The 23,087-nt window shown below is 44.8% G+C and carries 17 protein-coding genes; 1 reads left to right on the top strand and 16 read right to left on the bottom strand.

What is annotated here, in order from left to right; genetic code table 11:
• The first annotated feature begins 18 nt into the window (after nt 1-18).
• Entirely contained in the window at nt 19-2,868 is a 2,850-nt protein-coding gene (locus tag F5I99_RS06965) for a glycoside hydrolase family 5 protein (protein ID WP_151054422.1), read from the top strand.
• A 72-nt stretch (nt 2,869-2,940) separates the two neighbouring features.
• Here the strand turns inward: F5I99_RS06965 and F5I99_RS06960 are convergent, their stop codons facing one another.
• From F5I99_RS06960 to F5I99_RS06885, 16 genes are read right to left on the bottom strand one after another with little or no spacing between them, the layout of a single operon-like run.
• Nucleotides 2,941-4,332, bottom strand: a complete 1,392-nt coding sequence (locus F5I99_RS06960) for a hypothetical protein (RefSeq protein WP_151054420.1) — start codon at nt 4,330-4,332, stop codon at nt 2,941-2,943.
• Nucleotides 4,333-4,353: 21 nt separating this feature from the next.
• Entirely contained in the window at nt 4,354-5,457 is a 1,104-nt protein-coding gene (locus F5I99_RS06955; protein WP_151054418.1) for a polysaccharide pyruvyl transferase family protein, read from the bottom strand.
• A 9-nt stretch (nt 5,458-5,466) separates the two neighbouring features.
• Complete coding sequence (locus F5I99_RS06950; protein WP_191905968.1) at nt 5,467-6,834, bottom strand: oligosaccharide flippase family protein; 1,368 nt, start codon at nt 6,832-6,834, stop codon at nt 5,467-5,469.
• A gap of 14 nt (nt 6,835-6,848) precedes the next feature.
• The gene (locus F5I99_RS06945) at nt 6,849-7,865 is read right to left on the bottom strand and encodes a glycosyltransferase family 4 protein (RefSeq protein WP_191905967.1); all 1,017 of its coding nucleotides are present in this window, start codon (nt 7,863-7,865) and stop codon (nt 6,849-6,851) included.
• Nucleotides 7,866-7,895: 30 nt separating this feature from the next.
• Nucleotides 7,896-8,387, bottom strand: a complete 492-nt coding sequence (locus F5I99_RS06940; RefSeq protein ID WP_151054412.1) for a serine acetyltransferase — start codon at nt 8,385-8,387, stop codon at nt 7,896-7,898.
• Nucleotides 8,365-9,786, bottom strand: a complete 1,422-nt coding sequence (locus tag F5I99_RS06935) for a mannose-1-phosphate guanylyltransferase/mannose-6-phosphate isomerase (RefSeq protein WP_151054410.1) — start codon at nt 9,784-9,786, stop codon at nt 8,365-8,367. The genes F5I99_RS06940 and F5I99_RS06935 overlap by 23 nt, the downstream gene beginning before the upstream one ends.
• Before the next feature lie 13 nt (nt 9,787-9,799).
• On the bottom strand, nt 9,800-10,897 hold the full coding sequence (gene rfbB / locus F5I99_RS06930) for a dTDP-glucose 4,6-dehydratase (RefSeq protein WP_151054407.1): 1,098 nt from the start codon (nt 10,895-10,897) through the stop codon (nt 9,800-9,802).
• Nucleotides 10,894-11,790, bottom strand: coding sequence for a dTDP-4-dehydrorhamnose reductase (rfbD, locus tag F5I99_RS06925; RefSeq protein WP_151054405.1), 897 nt, complete (start codon nt 11,788-11,790; stop codon nt 10,894-10,896). The genes rfbB and rfbD overlap by 4 nt, the downstream gene beginning before the upstream one ends.
• Nucleotides 11,783-12,331: a dTDP-4-dehydrorhamnose 3,5-epimerase gene (rfbC, locus tag F5I99_RS06920; protein ID WP_151054403.1), complete on the bottom strand. Its 549-nt coding sequence runs from the start codon at nt 12,329-12,331 to the stop codon at nt 11,783-11,785. The genes rfbD and rfbC overlap by 8 nt, the downstream gene beginning before the upstream one ends.
• A complete protein-coding gene (gene rfbA / locus F5I99_RS06915) occupies nt 12,328-13,215 on the bottom strand; it encodes a glucose-1-phosphate thymidylyltransferase RfbA (RefSeq protein ID WP_151054401.1) in 888 nt (295 codons plus the stop codon). Before rfbA ends, rfbC begins: the two co-directional genes overlap by 4 nt.
• On the bottom strand, nt 13,212-15,629 hold the full coding sequence (locus tag F5I99_RS06910) for a tetratricopeptide repeat protein (protein WP_151054399.1): 2,418 nt from the start codon (nt 15,627-15,629) through the stop codon (nt 13,212-13,214). Before F5I99_RS06910 ends, rfbA begins: the two co-directional genes overlap by 4 nt.
• Complete coding sequence (gene xrtD / locus F5I99_RS06905) at nt 15,626-17,221, bottom strand: VPLPA-CTERM-specific exosortase XrtD (protein WP_225307582.1); 1,596 nt, start codon at nt 17,219-17,221, stop codon at nt 15,626-15,628. The genes F5I99_RS06910 and xrtD overlap by 4 nt, the downstream gene beginning before the upstream one ends.
• Nucleotides 17,222-17,275: 54 nt before the next feature.
• The gene (locus tag F5I99_RS06900) at nt 17,276-19,897 is read right to left on the bottom strand and encodes an AMP-binding protein (protein WP_151054397.1); all 2,622 of its coding nucleotides are present in this window, start codon (nt 19,895-19,897) and stop codon (nt 17,276-17,278) included.
• Entirely contained in the window at nt 19,894-20,946 is a 1,053-nt protein-coding gene (locus F5I99_RS06895; RefSeq protein WP_225307581.1) for a WecB/TagA/CpsF family glycosyltransferase, read from the bottom strand. Before F5I99_RS06895 ends, F5I99_RS06900 begins: the two co-directional genes overlap by 4 nt.
• A complete protein-coding gene (locus tag F5I99_RS06890) occupies nt 20,939-21,850 on the bottom strand; it encodes a glycosyltransferase family 2 protein (RefSeq protein WP_151054395.1) in 912 nt (303 codons plus the stop codon). Before F5I99_RS06890 ends, F5I99_RS06895 begins: the two co-directional genes overlap by 8 nt.
• The gene (locus F5I99_RS06885) at nt 21,850-23,082 is read right to left on the bottom strand and encodes a glycosyltransferase family 4 protein (RefSeq protein ID WP_151054393.1); all 1,233 of its coding nucleotides are present in this window, start codon (nt 23,080-23,082) and stop codon (nt 21,850-21,852) included. Before F5I99_RS06885 ends, F5I99_RS06890 begins: the two co-directional genes overlap by 1 nt.
• Nucleotides 23,083-23,087: the final 5 nt, after the last annotated feature.

Here is a 23,087-nt window from a genome sequence, read left to right as displayed (position 1 = left end):
CAGTGGATAGGTATTCATATGCGACAACTAAGGCTTACAACACTTTTCTTTCTGATAATATCCGCATTAGCTCATTCAGGCACTTCTTCCCCGCTGGCAGTTGCTGCAAACCCTGGCAATGGCATGATCACCGTACTCACAGAAAAGAGCCGATTGCTCTATTTCGATTATTACGACTGGGGACCAGACTGGAGTGGTGTTCATAGAAATAACAGTACCTCCGAAGCTGATGATCAAATCAACTTCACTTACGAAAACAGGCTTGCACGTACTGATGCTGAGTTCACCGTTGAGGGTTTTTGGAAGGCTATCGACTCAAATCAGCTTCAATTTGAAGCAACATTAACACCCAAGCAAAGCTCAGAGCTTATTCAAGCACAGTTTTCCCTCCAATCAGGTGAAGCTCTTGATGGTGGAAAGGCGCTTATTCACAACTCTGACGGACAATTTCGAGAAGTCTCTCTCCCCTTCTCGCGCGGTCTTCTTGGTGATGATGTTGTAAGTATTGAGTTTTTTCTAAATAACGAATCAGTAGCTACTCTAAGCTTTAACCAACCCACCTATATTAGTGCCGATCGAAATGAAGCCCGAATTGCTATAGCACGGGATCAAATTTATGAAGGTCAATCTGAATCACTTGATATGACATTGACACTGTCTCAGCCATTCCAGTTTTATCCAGGACCAGAGTCGGCACCTGATTCACAGGCTGGCTGGTATCCTTTCGAACAAAATGTGGTTATTTCGTCAGATAGTCCTTTATCAATGGCTAATTGGTTAGATAGCCCGGCTGGGAAGTATGGTCGAATTGTGGCAGATGGTGATAGGTTATTACGAAACAATAACGAAATTAAACTTTGGGGAACTAATCTATCATTTAATGCCTGTGCTCCTAATAAAGATCTAGCAGACAAACGTGCAGCTTTTTATGCGGCTATGGGTATAAATTCTGTTCGTTGTCATAAATATGCCCAAGGACCAGGCTGGCGGGGTATTACATCAGACAGAAGTGCAGTCATATTTGATCCAGAAGAACTTGATAAATTCGACTATTTCATATCAGCATTAAAAAACCATGGGATTTATACAAAACTTTCTCCTGTGTTCATTATTAATCCTGGACCAGATGATATTGCTACTATTCCCTACTTGAATGAATTTGCGAAAAACAGTAATGGTTGGTACGACCCAAAACATGGAAGCATTTATTTTAGCCCAGAACTACAATCGCTACTTATTGAACAGTTTACTAATTTACTTACACACAGAAATCCCTATACAGGGTTGACCTATGCTGAAGATCCAGCCATTGTTTATGTAGAACTATACAATGAAGATAGTATTTTCTTTCACGGTACAGCAAGAGCATTGGCTCGCTCAAGTACTCTTAGAGCAAATGCCGGTAATCTTTTTTCTCAATGGTTAAAAAATAAATATCAGACTGAATCAGCTTGGATTGAGGCTTGGGGAGATAAAGCAATTAACTCTAGTATTCTAAGAAATCAAAAAATTCCAACCGATGAAAACTGGTCTGCTGATCGTATCTACCCAATTGGTAATCCATGGTTCTTTGATCCAGAAAACATCTCCACATCACAAAGCCCCTTTAAGCAACGGTTATACGATACGATGGAATTCCTACATAAACAACAAAATGATGTCTATGATCGGCTTGAATTATCTGTACGTGAAACTGGCTACACTGGAGAAATAATTAGTTCCAACTGGGTTGCTGGCCGTCAAATGAGCCATTTTTACAATCTGTACTCTGATTCTAGAATAGGAACAATTGACCGTCATAATTATTTTGGTGGTGCAAGTGGACCCTATCATTCGAATTCATCTATGCTTTCAAAGCCAGGCAGTGGCATTCTAAGTTCAGGACTACATCAGGTTGCAGATAAGCCTTTCATGTTATCCGAATGGATACATACAAGCCCGAATGAATGGGCAGTTGAAGGCGTTTCAATTATTGGAGCATACGGCATGGGCTTACAGGGCTGGGATGCTTCCTATGCTTTTCAAAATCGAGACACGGGCAGCTTTAGTCCTGCATTGCGGGATAGTTGGGATGTAACAGCACCCAATTTTATTGGATTATTTCCTGCAGTCTCTCGGCAGGTATTACGTGGTGATATCCACCAATCAGGTATTAGTCATACAATGAATGTTCACCTACCTTCATTTCAAGAAGGTAAAGTAGGTTTCGAACTTAGAGAAATAACTAGTGGTGATATTAAATCAACGACAATAGATGCTTTTCCCTCTGAAGGCCTAGGGATAGTGCGTAGTCAAATAAAATTTACGGATGTATTTGAAGAAACAACTCTATTCAATCCAGAAAACCATAGGGTTAGTAATGGATATAGTTCATCAACCGATGAACTTATCTGGATCCCTGGTGACTCAGAGCAATCAGGATTTATTACAATAGATACGGCTGCAACGCAAGCTGTTATAGGATTTGCAGAAAATAAATTACAAACTTTATCTACAAGTCAGATTGAACTTAAAAGCAACTTTGGAGCAGTATATTTAACAGCAGAATCACAGTCTGGAACACTTGATAGTGACAATATTTTAATTACTGCAATAAGTAGAGCACGCAATGCTGGAGCTTCAATAATAAAAGATCGATTTATTCTAAGCGCTGGTACACGCAGTAGACACCAGCCTACAGGGCCAGTACTGCTGGAACCAGTAATTGCAGAAATTAATTTCAGTCATAGTAACATTGAGGTCTACGCTCTAGATCATAGTGGGGTAGTTACAGAAACCATGATACCAGTTGGTGAGGACGGTAGTTTTACTATAAATACTGGGCTATATAAAACACCCTATTATTGGATAAAGAAATTAAACCATTAATTTAAAATGCATTTAATTTGCCAATGAGAGATACCAATTTCACTAGTCATTGGCTACGCCAACTAAATAAAACTACTGCCTAACAATCGATACTTTTTCTTTAAAATTACTTGAAATAATATCAAACGAACGACCAAATAGAGTTCCAGCTACAAACCAGTAAAAATAATTCATTGATGAATTAGGAATCTGATCAATTAGTACTAAAGAAACTATAAGTGCATGTGAAGCCAACATAAAACGTTGTGACTTTATAGATTCATAATTATAATTACGTATTGATAATTTTTTACCCGCAACATAAGACATATAAACACAAAGAAATATGAAATATAGTTCCGACAAAAAACCTAACCAACCTTTTGTACCTAGCATAATAATCCATCTCCCATCTGTGACACTAACATCCTCAAAGGTTTCAGGATCGTAAACTCTATTTCTACCCCAACTTCCCCAACCAAACATGGCTTTTTTATTAGCATGTTCAAGTAGTTTTCCTTCATGATAAAACCTAAAACCCAATGATTGTGCTCGTGCAGGATCAACTGTTACAGCCAACTCAACCATTTCATCATGTGGAAAAAGTTTTGTTGCACTCAATATTGGGTAAGAAAAATATAAAAATAGAAGTGAGAATGTTGCTATATATATATACTTAACATTAAAAAATCTCACCATAAAAAAGCCAAAAACACCGAAAAGCAAAGCTGCATAACTTTTAGATAGAACAAGTACAACAAACAAAAAAGCACAGACAAAAAAATTCAAACTAATGCTATTTATAATTTTAATTTTAATTTTAAATAAAATTAATGATACAATAAATGCTACAGAAACAAAAAGAGCAACTAACAATCCATGCCCCATGAACACAACGGCTCTAAATCCTCCAGCTCTATATTGCTGTGCAAATGAATGAGGGAAGTATCCATAAAGCATAGTGTGTAATTGTGGACTCATTCGAATCTCATATAGAATAAATACAGAATATAGCAACGCAAATAAAACAAATGCACGCAAAAATAACACTTGTGACTTAGAGTCTCTGAAATATTTAAAACCTAACAAAAATGGGATAAAAACTAGCACACCACCAACAGATTGTGACAAACCGTCATAAAATGTTATAGCAGGAAGGTATAAATATCTCTCTGTATTTGTCATTGCAGTCAAAAATGGAGAAATCAAAAACAGAAACAATATAAGTTTTGAAAATTTACTTAGCTCAGCAACACCAAAAGATTTACCTTTTAATACTAGAAATAGCAGTATAGAAATTACAGTAATCGTACCTTTATTAAATGCAGGAATCCCAGGCAAATTAATTTCAAAACTAGCTGGCAAAAACATATAGCTTAAAAAAATTGAAAATAAAATTCCCTTTTGTATACCTTGCTTATTTAGAAGAGTAAAAACAACAATAGGCCATAGCACTATTGAAAGATAAGCAATACTATTAGCCATAAATATCCCAATTAATCATTACTAAATTTCAAACGATGATATCATTTTTTTCAAAGCTGTGAGCGATTTATTTTTATAGACTTCTAGAGATTTGAAGTCGAAGTCAGAAATAGACTTAAGCGCTAGATCTACTAGATCACCACTTTTAACATTCAAATTTTCAAAACTATAACCATAATAACCATCTGTCTGACTATCTGGAATTGATCTTGGTAGGACAAAATCCCTGCAGCCGATAGTGTGAGAAAAGCCAACTAGCTTGGGATGATAGGATATTCCTACAAATGGTACTTTCTGGCTATATGCAAGAACACAGCTATGGAGCCTTGAAGCAATAACCAGCGAAGCCATAGAATATATTTTAACTAATTCTGTAGGGTGAAGATGATGCTCTATACAGTGTATGTACTCATTATCTTTAATGAGGTCTGCAACTATTTTATGTGTCACTCGATCATCATCAAATTTCGATGACATAGGAACAAAAACAATATCTAATCCCGTTTCAGAATGAATTTTTTTAACTTCCATCGAGATCCACTTATACCATGATTCATTATCTTTCCATGTATTACACAATGATATTGCAATATATGAGTCAGGTAAAATTAGATCATTAGGAAGCATAGTAGATGGATAAGACCATAGAGCAATATCACCTACTGTTTCAACATTAATCCTTTTTATATTCCTACGAAGAACAGCTTCCGAGAAGTAGTCACGAGTGTAAACACAACCAGTTGTAGACTTATTCATCATCCTTTTGAGTAAAAATTTGTTTCTAAGATTGTATTGGATACCAGGCTCAACCGATATACCTAAAAAACCGATTTTTGATTTATGAACCTTATTAATATAATCATATAATCTTAACATCACACATGATTTTTTATTCTCAACCATCCCACCACCTATCATAATGATAGGATTATGTGAAATATGTTGCAGCTTATCATGATCTAATAAACCTATAACCCCCTCTAAATCCGGGGAGTCAAATCGAGACAATATATTTAAATCAACAGCGCAATTAATTTCATCAAACATATTTTTTAATGCAAAAGAAATAATTTCATCACCAATGTTATGAAAACCAAATGATCCACAAGCCGTAATACTTCTCATAAAGACACCTTATATAAAATTAGAAGTAGTTATAGTGATAAAATATGCTAAAAGAGCACCTACAGGATAAAAAACAAGCCCCCTAGCTTCCTTATATACATCAAAAAAGAATAATTTTTTCATATAATAACTCGATACCAAAAATCTAATAAATGGGTTTAATGCAACAGCCCAAACTGCTCCATAGAAGCCAAATAAATAATAAGCCAAGGGCATAAATAAATAAAGGCTTAATGCTTGAAAGAAGGCTATTGATGATAATTTTTTAGACTTCCCATCGGCTAACAACAACTGTCCAGCAAGTTGAAAACCAATCCAAATACATCCAAATGATAATATTTTTAATATAGCCGACACATCCTGATATCGCTCATCATATAAAACGGATATCAATAAGTCTGAAATACCATATATAAACCCTGCAGAGAAACAACAAAAAGTGTCAACTTTAAACCTAATCGAATAGTACAAAGGTTTAATATCGTTTTTATCATCTAACTTTCTAAGTGCAGAGCTCAGCATTGGAAAAAACAGTGTAGATATAAATTTCTCCACTAGCTGTTTAATGAATGAAGCTAATATAACCGCTATAGAATAGAATCCTAACGCAGACGAAGTGATCCATATTCCTAAAATCAATTTATCACCTGAATTAATAAGAAACCCCATTACTGAACTAACAACAATCCATTTGCCAAAGGTATAAATTTCTTTAAAAAGCTCTTTATTAAAAGCAAACCCGATTGAAACACCAGATAAATATAAATGTGATAAAGCCATCTTAACTAAAGCTGACACTATAGATCCATATATTAACACTAAAATATCGGTACTATATTGCGCATATACTAGCATAACTGCAATACCTGATATTGCAGCTAATAACTCTATTAAAACTAGTTTTCCTAGCTGAACTTTACGTGAACACTGCGCAATTTTTATTGAGTTAAAACCAGTAATCACAGGGACAATAGCCATTATAATTAAAGCAATTGGTAAATCAGGGTGAGCATAAGCATTTTTATATACAACCATTGCTGGCTGTATATATATTAGCATTATCATACCAAATACTAATAAAAATATTGATACCACAACACCATGAATAACTTGCATCGTCCATGCAGCCTTTAGAAACAGATCATTATCCCCTTTCTTATTTTGTACAACCGCTTGTTTTATTCCAAGATCCGTCATCATATTAAGTGCAGTAATGATCGTAAATACAAGCGCCATCACCCCAAACATTTCGGGTGCAAGAATCCTAGTCAATACTAAATTACTAAGTAAACGAATCCCTTGAGAGCTGAAATGACCAAGAGTGATCCAAATAGATGCTCGATTTACCTGCTTTTTACTTATATCAGATGATGGCATGTGTGGTTTCACCATTACAATGCAAGCAATTCAATAAATTCTTTTAACTGCTTTTTTGTTGCTTCTTTATTATATTTCTTAGAAATTTCTAAACCCGATGATCTCAAATGTTCTTTTAACTTTTTATCTTTAACAACCATTTCTACGTATTCAATTACTTTTTTAACATCTCCATCATTTGCTACTAATGCAGTCTTCTCATGAATCATAAACTCAGAAGCACCGCCTCCTGTAAACCCTATTACAACTGCACCACATGCCATTGCCTCTAAAGGTGGAAGCCCAAAACCTTCTGGATATCCTGTCGCAATAAAAACATCTGATTTTTGATATTCAACTATCAACTGATCTTGACTCAATCTATCTGCATAAACAATATCGACAGGTAAATTTGATATTCCTTCAACGATACTTTTTAAATTTTTAGGATTTTTACGTGGCATCATTAGAACTCTATTTTCCACTCTCAATTCTGATTTTTCTTTGAAAAAATCATGATCAATATAATTGCTTACAAGATGAACCTTTTCCGTAGGCTCAACACTCAACTGTTTTTGCAAATACTTACTGCAGCACATAACATGCTCATAACAACAATCAGTATATAGTCCTTTAAACTTTTGACTTTCTAATGGATGATCTTCATATAGACAAAACCAGGCTTGAACAAAAATAACTCTTCGCTGATTAATAAAGCATTTATAATAGTTCTGGAGAACTTCAGGTATTACCACCACATCATCTTCAGTCATTAATTGCTGAACTTCATTTAAGCTTTTAACTTTTACATCAAATCCGTAAAAGTTCCCTTCATACACACCAAGTCTTACAGGTATTACTTCAAAGCCAAACTCTTTCAATAACATACAATGTTGGTAGATAACCTTTACGCCACCCAGTGGGTTTGATCTACCTAAAATCTTATTAGAAAAATGACTTTTGAATTTTTTTCTTTTTATAGACCGCAATAATTCCAATAATGAATAATCCCTTTTTGCAACATCAGGTATTAAATAATATATATTTGCCAATTTCACTCTCCACATGCATTGAAGACAGAATTAAAAGCCTTTAACAACTGCGCCTGCCAATACATCTTTAGTCACAACAGCATTAGCACCTATTCTTGCATGTTCTTCAATAAAAATAGGGCCCAGAACTTTAGCACCCGCTCCAATATCTATGTGCCCACCAACAACAGGCACTCCTTTCCCATTAGTACCGATTGTTACCTGTTGAAAAACAAGGCAATTGACGCCAATTACTGCATCAGGATGAATAACTATCCCATTAGGATGCGGCATTAACAGCCCTCCACCAATTTCACAATTCAGCGGTATATCAGCACCAGAAACAGCCGACCAAAATCGATATCGCACTACGCCAAAGTACTTCAGCCACCTCAAAAATGGTTTGTTACTATATTTTTGATAAAAACGAATGGAACGTATCAATCGTACACCCGGATTCCAGTAGCGTTTAGACGTTTCTCGACTCCAGTCCGGTACTGTGGATGACACTGTCGCTGGTTCAGCTTTTTTCACTACGTCCATACACATCTTCCAAACGCACAATATCGTCTTCACCCAGATAAGAACCTGACTGCACTTCTATCAACTCCAGATCAATACAACCGGGATTATCCAGGCGATGTACTTCTCCACAAGGAATATAGGTGGATTCATTTTCGGTCACCATATAGGTTTCCTCACCACGAACCACCTGCGCTGTTCCGGATACCACGATCCAGTGTTCGGCACGATGGTAATGCTTCTGCAATGACAGGCGTCCTCTTGGACGAACAGTGATGCGTTTAACCTGAAAACGTTCGCCTTCACCCAATGACACATACTTGCCCCAGGGTCTGAATACTTCTTTGTGGCTATTGGCTTCCGAGCGGCCAGCATCACTGAGGCGATTCACCAGGGTTTTGATCGCTTCACAGTGGGCTTGATCCGCTACCAGAATGGCATCTTCGGTTTCGACAATAATCAGATCCTTCACCCCCACAGCGGCCACCATGCGCTGATTGGCATAAACGCTGTTATTTTCGCAGTCTTGTAACCAGACATCGCCATGACAGTCATTGCCCTGAGCATCTTTAGACTTAAGCTCACGCAGTGCCGCCCAGTTGCCTACATCGCTCCAGCCAGCATCCAGGGGCACCATACTGGCATGCCGGGTTTTCTCCATCACGGCATAGTCAATTGATTCAGACGGACAGTCGGAAAAGGCCTGTGCGTCTATGCGGATAAAGTCCAGATCGGAACCAGCCGTTGCAATGGCATTAACACAAGCCTGGTGTATATCAGGCCGATAGGTTTCCAGTTCCTGTAAAAACACACTGGCCTGAAACGCGAACATTCCGCTGTTCCAGAAATACTCTCCGGTTTGCATAAAGGCCTGAGCCGTCGGTAGATCCGGTTTTTCTACAAAACCTTCAACAGCACGGGCAGCAGAAGCTGAATTGATGCTCTCTGCTTTGATATAGCCATATCCGGTGGCGGCATAGGTTGGCAGGATACCGAAGGTAACCAGTTTCTGCTGTTCAGCTTCGGTTGCGGCCAGCATAATCGCTTCCTGAAAAGCGGCGACATTCTGAATAGCATGATCGGCCGCCAAAACAAGCAGGGTTACTGGCTCCTTAAGACTCTGGGTTGCATACAGGGCGGCCAGAGCAATTGCCGGTGCCGTGTTTCGTCCTACCGGTTCCAGCAGAATATGAGCCTGCAGATCGATTTCACGTAACTGTTCAGCCACCATAAAACGGTGCTCATCATTACAGATCACGATAGGTTGCAGCATCGCCAGGCCATTCAGACGCGACAGGGTTTCCTGCAACATACTCTGGCCTGACACCAGAGGTAAGAACTGCTTCGGTCGGCTTTTGCGTGACAGGGGCCATAGGCGCGAGCCTGAGCCACCGGCTAAAACAACAGGTAAAACTTTCATCCTTGCATCTCCATTAGTCGTATTGAGTGGCTATCCACTGACGGTAAGAACCATCCATAACCGCACGCCACCATTGTGGGTTTTCCAGGTACCAGTGCAGTGTTTTACGAATGCCTGTTTCAAAACTTTCACGGGGCAGATAACCCAGTTCACGTCCGGATTTATGGGCATCGATGGCATAACGCCGATCATGCCCGGGCCGGTCTTTCACATAGGTAATCAGGGTGGCACTCTGGCCAGCAATCGCTGAGAGCGCTTCGGGGTATTGTTGTTTTAGGGATGCATTGGCGGCAAACGCCTTGTCCATTTCGGTACAGATGTACTGCACGATATCGATATTGTGCCACTCGTTGTGACCACCGATATTATAGTTTTCGCCCACCTTACCCTGCAACAGTACCTTCTCGATACCGCGGGCATGGTCTTCCACATACAACCAATCCCTTATCTGGCGGCCATCGCCATAGATAGGCAAAGGACGGTTTGCCAGAATATTGGTGATGATCAATGGAATCAGTTTTTCAGGAAAATGGTACGGCCCGTAATTGTTGGAGCAGTTACTGGTGCTAACCTGCAGGCCATAAGTATGGTGGTAGGCACGCACCAGGTGGTCAGAAGCGGCTTTGCTGGCGGCATAGGGTGAATTGGGAGCGTAGGCAGTGTCTTCGGTAAAGGCCGGATCACTTGGCTCCAAGGTGCCGTATACCTCATCGGTGGAGACATGATGGAAACGATGCTCTGCACACTGGCCTTCGGTTAACCAAACCTTGCGGGCCGCTTTCAGCAGGCTATGGGTACCGATAATATTGGTTTCAATAAAGGCATCCGGACCCAGAATCGAACGATCCACGTGTGACTCGGCGGCCAGATGCACCAGCGTATCAAGTTGATGCTCACGCAGTAACTGCTCCATTTTAGGCGTATCGCAGATATCGGCCTGCACAAACTGAAAGTTGGGACTTTGCTGCACAGCTTCCAGGTTGGCAAGGTTACCCGCATAAGTCAGGGCATCGACTACCAGAACGAAGTCGTCAGGATGTGCCTGCATCCAGTAGTGTACAAAGTTAGCACCGATAAAACCGGCTCCGCCAGTGACCATTAAACGCTTCATGCGTTGGCTCCATTGTTTTCATAATCAAGTTCAGCAATCATTAATTGCAGTTGCTCACGCCAGTGTCTGGCATGCCCTAAGTCCTCCCGACTACGGCTGCAATCCATTACCGAATAACACGGCCGGGTGGCGGGGGTTGGGTAGTCTTGGGTACTGATGGGTTTAAGCTGACAAGCGCTGGTAATCAACCCGACTTTGGAACCGGCTTCATAAATAGCCTGGGCAAAGTCGTACCAGGAGGCCACACCGGCATCTGTCCAATGATATATTCCCGAGAGCGTCGGCTGATCTACGGCTGATAGTACAATCTCGGCCAGACGTCCGGCATGTGTCGGTGTCCCGACCTGATCAGCGATAATGCCCAGACTATCGCGCTCGTTCATCAGCCGGATCATGGTTTTTACAAAATTTTGACCATGACGTGAATATACCCAGGCGGTACGAATGATCAACGCATCCGGTAAGGCCTTGAGTACCGACTGTTCACCAGCCAACTTACTCTCGCCATAGACATTGATCGGGCCAACCGGATCATCCGGCTGCCAAGGCTTGCAGTTATCACCGTTGAACACATAATCGGTGGAGATATGTATCAAGCGGATACCTGCCTGACTGGCGGCCAGCGCCAGATTTTCAGGTCCTTTGGCATTTACGGCAAAGGCGATGTCACGCTCGGATTCGGCTTTGTCTACGGCGGTATAGGCGGCGGCATTCACGATCACATCCGGCTTGAATGCCGCAACGGCTGCTTCAACCTGTGCCAGGTCACAGATATCCAGCGTGGCCTGATCGGTCGGTTCCAGGTTATAGGCTGCGGTCATCTGTGCCACACGTTGGCGGATTTCCGAACCCAATTGCCCATTGGCGCCCGTTAACAGAATACGTTTAGTCATAGCCAGGTGCCTCTGCCAATGTCAGGCCTTGTTGATCTTTAGCCGAGAGTTCAGGCGCACGAGCCTGTACCAATGGCCAATCGATGCCTAGCTGAGGATCATTCCACTGCAAGCTGTATTCATCACCCGGGTTGTAGTAATCGGTGCACTTGTAGACAAATTCGGCTGAATCACTGGTGACATAAAAACCATGTGCAAAACCCGGTGGCACCCAGAGCAGTTGTTTGTTTTCGGCAGACAAATACACGCCGACCCACTGACCAAAGGTGGCTGAATGGCGACGCAGATCCACGGCCACATCAAATACCTCACCGCTGACCACCCGCACCAGTTTGCCCTGAGGCTTTTGCAGCTGATAATGTAAACCTCGCAGTATGCCCTGACGTGACAGTGAATGGTTATCCTGAACAAACTGCAAAGGCGCACAGTGCTGCTCGAACTCATGCTGGCGAAAAGTTTCCATAAAAAAACCACGTTCATCACCAAACACATCCGGCGTCATTAACACCACATCGGCAATCGCCAAAGGTTCATACTTCATGGTTTCATCCTTCCCCGCTCCAGCAGGCGCATCAAGTAGGCGCCGTAGCCACTTTTCAGCAAGGGTTCAGCCTGACGCTGCAGGGCCTCAGCATCAATAAAGCCTTTACGATAGGCAATCTCTTCCGGACAACAGACTTTAAGACCCTGACGATCTTCCAGGGTTTGCACAAAGGTGGAAGCCTGCAACAGATTGGCATGGGTACCTGTATCCAGCCAGGCATAGCCCCGGTCCATGATTTCCATATTTAATTGATTCTGCTTCAGGTACACCATATTCAGATCGGTGATTTCCAGCTCACCCCGAGCTGAAGGCTGGAGCTCGGCGGCAATATCAGGGGCCTGGCTGTCATAAAAATACAGACCGGTCACTGCATAAGGTGACTTCGGCACCTTGGGTTTTTCTTCCAGTGAGATCACCTTGCCCTGGGCATCAAACTCAGCCACACCGTAAGCGGTTGGATTGTCTACGTGATAGCCAAATACTGTCGCTCCCGTCTCGCGGGCATTGGCTTCATTCAGCAGTGTTTGCAGGTCATGGCCATAAAAAATGTTGTCGCCCAGCACCAGGGCCGAAGGCGCTCCATCCAGAAAGGCTTTGCCCAGGATAAAAGCCTGTGCCAGACCATCCGGAGACGGCTGTATGGCATAGGTGAAATTCACCCCCCAGTCACTACCATCACCCAGTAAGCGCTGAAAGGAGGCCTGATCTTCCGGCGTGGTAATAATCAGAATATCCTGAATATCCGCCAGCATCAGTATGCTGATCGGGTAGTAGATCATCGGCTTATCATAGATCGGCATTAACTGCTTGCTGACCCCTTTGGTCAGGGGGTAGAGCCGGGTTCCCGAACCACCCGCCAGTACTATTCCTTTGCGTTTCATTGTGCCTCCTGATCGTTTGTTGCGTTTTCAAGACGCTCCAGCGCTTCAGCAATCTGCTGTCGCAGGCTTTCATTTTCGCCTGTCAGTTCTGCAGCCTTGTTCAGATAGCCCTGAGCGTCACTGTTACGGTTCTGCTCTAACAGTATGCGGCCATAGTGATAATTGACCTCGGCCAGGTCAGGCAGCCCCTCTACAGCCCGACGAGTTACCCGCTCGGCTTCCTGTACCTGACCGGATTTAAATAGCACCCAGCCGTGGGTATCGAGGAAGTAGGGTTCGTCGCTATTACGAAAACTGTTCGTCAGCTCAAGGGCGCGCTGCACATTGGTTTCGGTTGGGGAATGGCTGATCAGTAAAGACGCCAGGTTGTTCGCAACCACCTGGTTACTGGGTGCCAGTTCCAGCGCCGCTTCATAGTCAGCTATGGCATCTTCTATGCGGTTGTTCTGCTCCAGCAAGGAGGCTCGCAGGGCATACAGACTTAGATCATTAACCTCATCCAGGCCACGGTTGTAGGCTTGCAGTGCATCATCCACCTGCTCCTGCAGTAGATAGAATCCTGCCAGTTGAGTGTAACCCTGTACCCACCCAGGGGTTACTGCCAGGGCCTGATCCATCACCTCGATGGCACCGTCCAGATCCTCTTCCTGTCTTAGCACCGCGGCTTTAACACTGTAGTTACCGATATATTCAGGGTCAGCGGCGATACGGGCATCCAGCCACGCCAGCAGACTGTCAAGCTGGCCCAGCTCTAACTGACTAAGTGCATAACCTTCCACCGCACGTAAAAAGCGTGGTTGCGCCTGCAGCGCCGCCTGGTAACGTGTCATCGCCAGCTCATACTGCTCTTGCCCCTGGAAAATACGGCCGCTCAGGTATTCACTCACGGCCCGGTCACCTTCCAGTTTCTCCATATCGGAGACCACTGCAGCGGTACCCGCCCAGTCATTACGCATCAGGCGCACCTGCGCCAGCAGAGACAACAGGGATTCATTATTGGGTGAACGGCGTAAGGCATTCTGTACGATCTGCTCAGAACGCCCCAGGTCTCCATCGGCAAGCAAACGGTTGATCACCGGCACCGCCGCACCCACATTGCCCGGATTGAGGCGCAGCACCTGACGGAAATTACCATCAGCCAGTTCTGCTGAGCCACTGCTCATGTAGGCTGTACCCAGCAACATCAGACCAATTTCAGAATCCGGATTGTTGCGCAATACCACCCTTAAATCACGCACCGCGTCATCAATCATCTGTTGCTGCAGATGGTAGCGTGAACGTACCAGCAAGGCCGGTTCACTCTGGCTGTCTTCCTGCAGAATCTGATTAATTAATTCCAGCGCCGCTTCGTCATTGCCCTCGGCAAAGTAAAGTTCGGCACGGCGTGCCTGTGCTCGCTGACGTGTCACCGCCTGCTCCGAGGTCATGAGCTTTTCCAGTAGCTCCAGAGCCGCACCCGGTTGATCGTGTGCTCTCAGTCGTTCGACCAATACGAATTCCAACTCATCCACATCAGCACCGCTGGCACGGTCTATAAAGGTCTGTAACAACGCATCAGCCCGCTCACCTTCTCCCTGAGCATCGACAACCTCCACCAAACCACGCACTGCCCGACTGCTGCCAGCATGTTCTGTGGCGAAGGTATGCAGAAGTGTTTCGGCTTCCTCCAGACGTCCCGTTTCACGCAGCAATCCGGCCATGGCAATAGCAAACTCTTCAGCGTCCGGCTGATTTTCCATCAGATAACGCAGATCAGCTTCGACCTTGTCCATTTCACCTTTCTGCCGATACATTTCCATGCGGATCATGCGTGCAGCCAGGGCAGAAGGATCTTTTGCCAACGCTTCATCGAGTAACAGGAAAGCCTGAGGTTCATCGCCCATCATGCGCTGCGCACCAGCTAGTACGGTCAGAGTGTCAGTATTATCCGGGTCGATCAGGATGCTTTTCATGCCTTCGGTCAGAGCCCCCTGAGGATCACCCTTCTGCAGTGCCAGCGTGGCTTTTACCAACCAGGCATCCGCTCGCTCTTGATCCACAGCCAACACTTCATCGACTTTCTCGCCGGCATTCGCTCCCTCGCCTACCATCAGCAACAGGCGTGCCATACGGATTTTGTTGTCCAGATCCTCCGGTGCCAGACGTTCGATGCGTTGCAGATGTGAATACAGGCGCTCCCAGTTCTGCTGCTGCTCAGCGATATCAGCCAGATAACGGTAGGCCTGCACGTTTTCAGGATCTATCTGCAACACATTGCGGAACTGCACGTTAGAACGGCCCAAGTCTCCCTGTTCGAGAAACTCGCGACCACTTTCCAGGTAGTTCTGCACACTTTTTTCTTTATCGGCACAACCGGCCAATACAGCCGCAACCAATAACGACAGGGTTCCCCGACGGAGCATTTTTACGTTCATAATTCACCTTTCCCAGGTAATACACGGACCAGTTCCGGATAGGCGGCCCGTACAAATTCATTCAAACGCTGCTCTGCTACCTCGACCGGTTCCGATGAATGGAAGGGGGTCACTACCCTGATCAAGGATCCATCGGTACGGTTATAGGCCAGGGCATCTTCAAGCAGCTTCCACTTCTTTAAATATTCGTTGGCAATTGGTTCGCCGCGTTCCTGGAACCAGTAATACACCAGTTGCGATTCCAGACCCCGGCGGATAATCACGCGATTAATCGGTATACCCTCAACTTGTGATCGACGGATATCAGCAATTTCCCAACCGCCACCGGGAATGCACACCCGCGGTGAATGGGGCGACACACCTTTACGCTGCGAAGCATAATACGCCACGTAGAGGTTAATCATCGGTTCGGCTTCGCGCTCAAAATTCATCATCAGGTAATCGGTAAGCTGTAACACCTGCATCACCCGGGTTTCCAGACTGCCGTAAGTGCCGTTCCAATCCTTGATTTGATCAGGAAAAGCAGCCAGGTAGACGTCTTCCGGCACGGCTTCCATACGTTTATCAAAGGCCTGCACACCCAAAGCCGCGGCAAAGGTTAAACTCACCACCAGCAGCATGGCGACAGGTAGGGTTCGACGAGGCTCACGTTGTGCGGCAACCGCCAGCAGCTCATCAGCTGGGATCTGTATATTCAAACCAAATACATCCAGCAGACCACGACGTCGGGTCAGGCGTTCGAGTATTTCAATCTCCAGCGCCAGAATAGCGGCACAGGCAATAAAAATAATCCAGCCTTCAAAATCATGCAGAAACCCTTCGGCCATGCTGATTCCCCAACGATCAACCAGCCAGCCAGTAACACCGATACGAAAACTGTTCATCAAAATAGTGATGGGAATAGTCGACACAAATAACACCGCACGCTTCCACACTGGTGCCTGGTAAAAATACGCGGCAATAAAGCCCAGGCAAGCCAAGGGAAACAGGTAGCTCAAACCACTGCAGGCTTCGACAACCTGCAGTTTATAGGCACCCAGATCAATCACATTACCGCTGAGATACACGGGAATGCCCATCCATTGAATAAACATCACCCCAATCTCAGACGACAACAGCTGCAATCGTGCTGTCAGTACTGCTTCCAGGAAGTAAGGTAGCGGAATAGCAAATGCCAGCAGAATAATGGGTATAAAGGTATGTCTAGCTGCTTTGCCCAGGGCCGTTATGGCAAACCCGGCAAGTAGCAATAAAAAGGCATACTGCACCAGAATATACAGCGCGGATATCTCGCCGATAAAGGCTATCAGCAACGCAGCGATTATTACTGGCACCCCCCACCAGCTCCCCGATCGGTATTCAACGGCGATTGTCAGGCGTTTTTCCCAGAGGATATACAAGGACACCAGCGGGATCAGAAAGCCATGACTGTACTCTTCCTGAGCGATCCAGCGTTCAACCACTTCAGAAAGCCCACCAAAGGATAGAAAAAAAGCCGCGGCCAAACCACAGCCAATCAGTGCCAGTGCAGGCCAGGAAACAACCTTGTTCAGACGGGAAAACTCCTGCTGTATTTCCTTAACTAAAGACACATTCACCTCATTATTCAATCATGATGCCATTACAAAGCATCAACCCAGTCAGCATTACTTAAAACTACTGACATATAAAGAGCGGTATAAATACACACAAATACCACCAATTAACACGATTGGTACAGCAATCGAAAACAGATCAATACTGCCATAGGATGCGAGTATGGTTTTCAGGGGTATAACCAGCTCATGGAGTACAAAAATCGGGAAGGCCAGCATGCCAGTCACGGCAAGTAGCTGAAAGCCTAATCGGTAAACCGGTTTTAGCTTGTCATAGTACCCAAGGCTCCATTCGGTCAGCGCAATCAGAATCATGATAAAACCAGCATAGCTCACCCAACGCCAGATAAAATTGGTAGAAACCGGCCAAACAAACCAGTTGTCTACACCTGTCTGATGAATCGACAGTACAATACCCAATAAAAGCAACACGGCACCCACTGGAAATAAGTAGCTCAGATCACTGAATGTCTGCTTGCAGCGGAACATTGTCAGCCCCACAGCCATTCCCAACAAACTCCCAGACAGCATTTGAAAGTAAGCATATTTGGCAGAAAACAGCAGCTTGACGAATTCAGCAATCCCTTCAGTCTGGAGCAACCCCATAGGCTTAAATACAATCAGGTCTAACAGGTAGGCTAATAGCGCCATCATCAGCGCACCGATAACTTCAAATCGGAAACGTGACAGCAGATAAAAAACCGGATAAATGCTGGCTGTAACTAACAGATAGTAAGTCAGTACAGAATAAAATGAATTGGCAAAATCCGTCAGGGTGATATCAATACCTTGCCTGAGCTTTTCCCAAAAAAACACAAACCCCATTATTAAAATACCCGACAACAGCAGTGAAAAAGTCTTTTTCAAAATGCCTTTTAGCCGGTCAGGATCAGTATGAAACAGTGGATACAAGGCATAGCCTGCTCCAACTCCATAAATAATGGCGAAGCCAGGTGTTCCCATCGCCAGCAAGGGGCCGAAAAAATTGGTGACTGCCTGCGGATCATTAATCGGCAAACGCTCAAGCACTCCCTGGTGCCAGTGCGCAATGACGACCAATAGCACCATAAATCCACGTACTATATTAATCGACAGGCTGTTTTTCACAGACTGTCCGCGAATCTGGTGCCGAGATCCATCTGCTCCATCCACCTGTGTCATGCGTTGCGCGATCTCTCTGATCGTCAACCCTTGAAGCAAGCCTCTGGATATATCAGATGGCACGCCCTGCCGTTCCATTTCAATCAGGGCTGATAGAGCAGATAGGGAGTCACCGCCAATATCATAGAAATTATCGTCAGGATCGATATGATCCGTCTTCAGTATTTGCTTCCAGATAGACAATATCTCCAGCTCTACAGCAGAGAGACCTATAGTAGAGGCCGTTTGCTGAAGAGTACCCAGCGGTGCCGGGTCGGATGAACTTTTCTGTTGCTCAGTTTGCAAATACTGTTCAGCCAATATTTTTCGCTGGACTTTGTTAGTACTTGTTAACGGGAACTGATCAACCCATTGAATTTTTAATGCACGGCGGTTGTTAACGCCATAGCCCAGTAAAACCTGGTGCATAGCTTCCTGTAGCTGGCGGGTCTCCAGATTCAGTGAATTCAATACAGACAGAAGCACTGCATTTCCCATCAACTCATCGGCTACAGATGCAATGGCAATGCCTTCTTTGATACCAAGCTTTTCTCTGAAATCACGCTCCAGCGCATCAGGCGATAACTTAATGCCACCACAATTAATCAGATCGTCGGCTCTGCCTTTATAAAACAGATAGCCATCCTTGATTTCCCCCAAATCACTGGTAATGAACCAGCCCTGTGCATCCAGATTGTCGACGTACTCTCCTTGTATCAGCAGGGTCTTGGCCACATGAGGCCCCTTGATGGCAATCCGTCCGCTATCAGTCAGTTTAAACTCGGTCTTTCCATAAGCACATCCGACAGATTCCAATACAGGACCTGATAGTTTATCAATACGCAAAAACGTACTGCGAGAGGCTTCAGTTAAGCCATAATGCTGCGCAATGATGGCATTTGGGAACAGGGTACGAAGTTCTTGTTTTTCTGCCTGGCTCATATACTGACTGCCAATTTCAATCCAGCGCAGACGTTCAGCTTCTGTGGAAAAAATATGTTTATGATTCAGCAGCACACGCCAAAGACTGGGAACAGCTGAAACCGCATTGATCTCATCGTTGCTCAGCATTTCCCGAATTTCGAGAGGATTAAAACCATTCTGAGGTAGAAAACATGCGCCGCCGGCCAGGCTAACCGCACGGAAGCGTCCAAGGCCAAACGAGAAATTAGCAGGAACACCAACATACTCACGTATCTGATTATTTACTTCCATCACCAGATTCAGACGTTCCGTAACATCAGAAAGTGCCTGGTGCGTTAACAACACCCCTTTAGGCTCCCCCTCTGTACCTGAAGTAAAGGCAATCTGCGCCAAACGATCATCTACAGAGAAATCATAATGCTCGCTAAACCAACCTTTGGTAGCATCAGGTGAAATAACCTCCGTTACTCCGAGCAGGTCAATACGGGCGTCATCTTCACTGCGAAGCAAAACCACGACTTTATTGCTCTGATAACAATCAAAAAGGGTTTTCACATATGAAATCGAGTTGACGGAAACTACACCGACAACCTGCTGATCGCTCATCATCCTGACTCTCCCAGCACTTTCAATTTAATGCCTCCAGCACTGCATACAGTGCTCAATACCTTAATCAAGGCAGCAATTTCAGCATCATCTACACAGGCTTGCTGCACATCCAACTCTACGCAGGATGAAACCTGTAGGAACTCGTTGACAAAATTATACAGGCGTTCCATCTCGGGATGACTTGGCCTTCCGGACAATACCAAATGCATGCCCATATCAGTATCATACTCAGTGGTCACGCTACCATGTGCCGGAGGACAGCGCTTAAAACGCAGGGGTAACAGGCGTGCGAAGAGCCTGACGGCCATGATCCCATCGTTCCAGTAGCGCTTCCACAGGTGTGGTTCCTCCGTAATACGCCATAACCATTCCAGCCCCACTTTTTGCCATATAAGCGGTGCGCGGCGTACTGTACCCGCGACAAAATTGACAACGGCACCCAGATGACTGACAACAGGCACTTGCAGTGCATCAAGGTTATGCATGATCCACGCCTGCCCTTTTTTAGCACCAAGCGATACAACTAAAAAATCAGCCTCTGCTGCATTGATTTGAGCAAGAATCTCAGGCGTGCTCATTGATGTAACATCGCCTCGTCCAGGATCAAGAAAGCCACAACAAACGGCATGATCAGACCGACCATTCAATACAGCAGATGCTTTTTCTGCAACCCCCGGATCACCACCAAAGAAAAATACCCGCAACGGCCTATTTACACTGCTGCGAATAACCAGCTCATCAAATAATGAAGAACCGGCTACTCGTTCAGAGATCGGCAGCTTCAACCAACGCGCAGCCCAAATAAGTGGCATACCATCAGCCAGATTTAAATTACTGAGCATAACCGATTGGGAAAAAACCTCATCATCACTGGCACTGATGACAAAATTCAGGTTTGGCGTCGAGATAAAACAGCGCTGTCGTTCACGAATGGCAGCAAAAACCCGGTCACAGGCCTGATCCAGCGTAACGGCATCAAAAGGCAGTCCCAGCAGCAACCATTGTTGGCGAAAGCGGTAATGCTTTAAAAATCCGGCAGCTTCAGACATGAATTCCTTTTTCCTTATGGGTCATTTCAACTGCTTTCTGCTTTCCATGCAGCAAAGCCCGCATCTGATATTTTCGCAGAAATTGACGAAATTCTTTGTTTTGATAACGGGGTTTGGCTGTTAGCGCCGCACGTAACCAACCCCAAAGAATGGCGGCACTGCCAGTGATATAGGGCTTTTCATTCAGACGATACACAGCGCTAGCCAGCATAAACAGAAAACTGGTACCCATATAATACTGTCCATAGCCATGGCGCATACGCCCTGTGTGGATGCCCACCTGACTACTACCCATGGGTCGCAAGTGCACAAAGCGTAAGTCAGGTTCATCCCAACTGCAGGCTATCCAACCATGCATACGACAGGTATGACAATCGATACCATCCCACATCACTTCGCGAACAAATCCACCAATTTTTTTAAAGCAGCTGTGCCGATATAACTTGGTCATTCCCAGTGATGTTTCATCGCCATGACGTTCATTTTCCAGCCCATGTGGCGTTTCAATATAAGCCTTGCCACTGCAGGTGCCAATATTCGGATTGTCTTGCATTCGTTGCAATAAGATTTCGAAGTAGCGTTCGGGTAACCGCAGATCAAGATCCAGCTTACAGACAAACGCATATTTATCAGCATCAACCGCATTATATCCGGCATAAAACGCATCAATAACACCGGGCCCCACGGCCCTTTTACCACGGTTTTCACGGGTGATGATCTGTATCCAGTCATGCTGCGCCGCATAGGCTTTCAAAATTTCCGGCGTTTCATCGGTCGATCCATCATCAACAATCAGCCATAGATCGGGCTTTCGGGTTTGCGAGACCATCGTATCCAATGTCTGTCGCATGTATTGCGACTCATCGCGGCATGGAGAAATTACCAAGAGTCCATCTTCTGTCATCACTTCACCCCTTGAACCTGAGACCGATTAAATTCTACGACCAGACGGTCGACATTACTTTCCAGTGAAAACTCATCCGCAACATGTTGCAAAGCACGTGCCGTTATTTCTTCAAGCCGCTCTCTGTTAGCCAACAATCGACCAACCGCATCTTGTAGAGACTGAGCATCACCCTGTTCTGCCAGATAACCTGTAACATCAGGAATAACCAATTCAGGGATACCAGACAAGTTGGTAGTTACAACAGGCACTGACTGAGACATAGCCTCCATCAACACCACAGGAATACCATCCATATCACCATTTGCATCAATTTTGCATGCCAGAACAAACATATCCAGCTGATCCAGCCACTCACCGACTTGAGAATGCTGCAACGCACCATCAAAGTGCACCTTATCATCGACAGCAAGCGCTTTTGCTTGCTGTTGAAGCACTGACTTCAACGGGCCATCACCGGCAATACGTAAAGTAATATCCCACTCCGGATACTCAGTTATTAAGCTGGCGAGGGCTTGCAGAAGAACATCCATACCCTTCTTTTCAACTAAACGACCCAACGAGCCGATGACCAGGGATTTTTTGTCAGACTGAAGGTTGGGTGTTTTACGTTTGTAGCTCAATGCAACGCCACACCTGACAATCCCTAAGCGGGATTCCGGTACGCCCTGATCTTTCAGAAACTTCAGGTTATAGTCAGAAATAGTAAAGAACCGTGTTGAACGTTCGGCCTTCAAGGCCAAAAGTAAACCGCGCTCAAAAATATCATTAGCATGTGACGTTACAGTGAAAGGTACGCCTGTCATTACTGACGCGTACATAGCCACCTGAGTGGGAACATGGGCAAAGTGCACATGTACATGACTGATCCGGTTTTTAACTAACGCATCGGCAAGATTAACGGCAGCCAGGAACTGAAAACACAGTTTTGCCCGCGTACGTAAACCGGATAGCTGGCGCAGATCTGAAACCAAGGCACGCAAGCCCTGGCCAACGCGAATACCAGACCGAAACATATTGCGGATTGCCTTTAAGGCAACTGCAAGATAACCCTCGGCATACAAGTAATGTGTTCGATCACGCAACGCTTGTTGGTCTGGTGCCGGATCATGGGGGGTATGTAAGGAAAAACTACACACGCTGATGCCACGCTTCTGCAATTCATGTATTTCCTGATACACAAAGGTTGCAGAGCGGGCCGGTATTTCTGGTGCCAGATATGCAATCGTCATAAAGT

Origin of the sequence: Nitrincola iocasae (genome assembly GCF_008727795.1) — a bacterium.
Taxonomy (GTDB): domain Bacteria; phylum Pseudomonadota; class Gammaproteobacteria; order Pseudomonadales; family Balneatricaceae; genus Nitrincola; species Nitrincola iocasae.
Note: the sequence above shows the minus strand (reverse complement) of the source record. Positions and strands in the feature narration are given on the sequence as shown.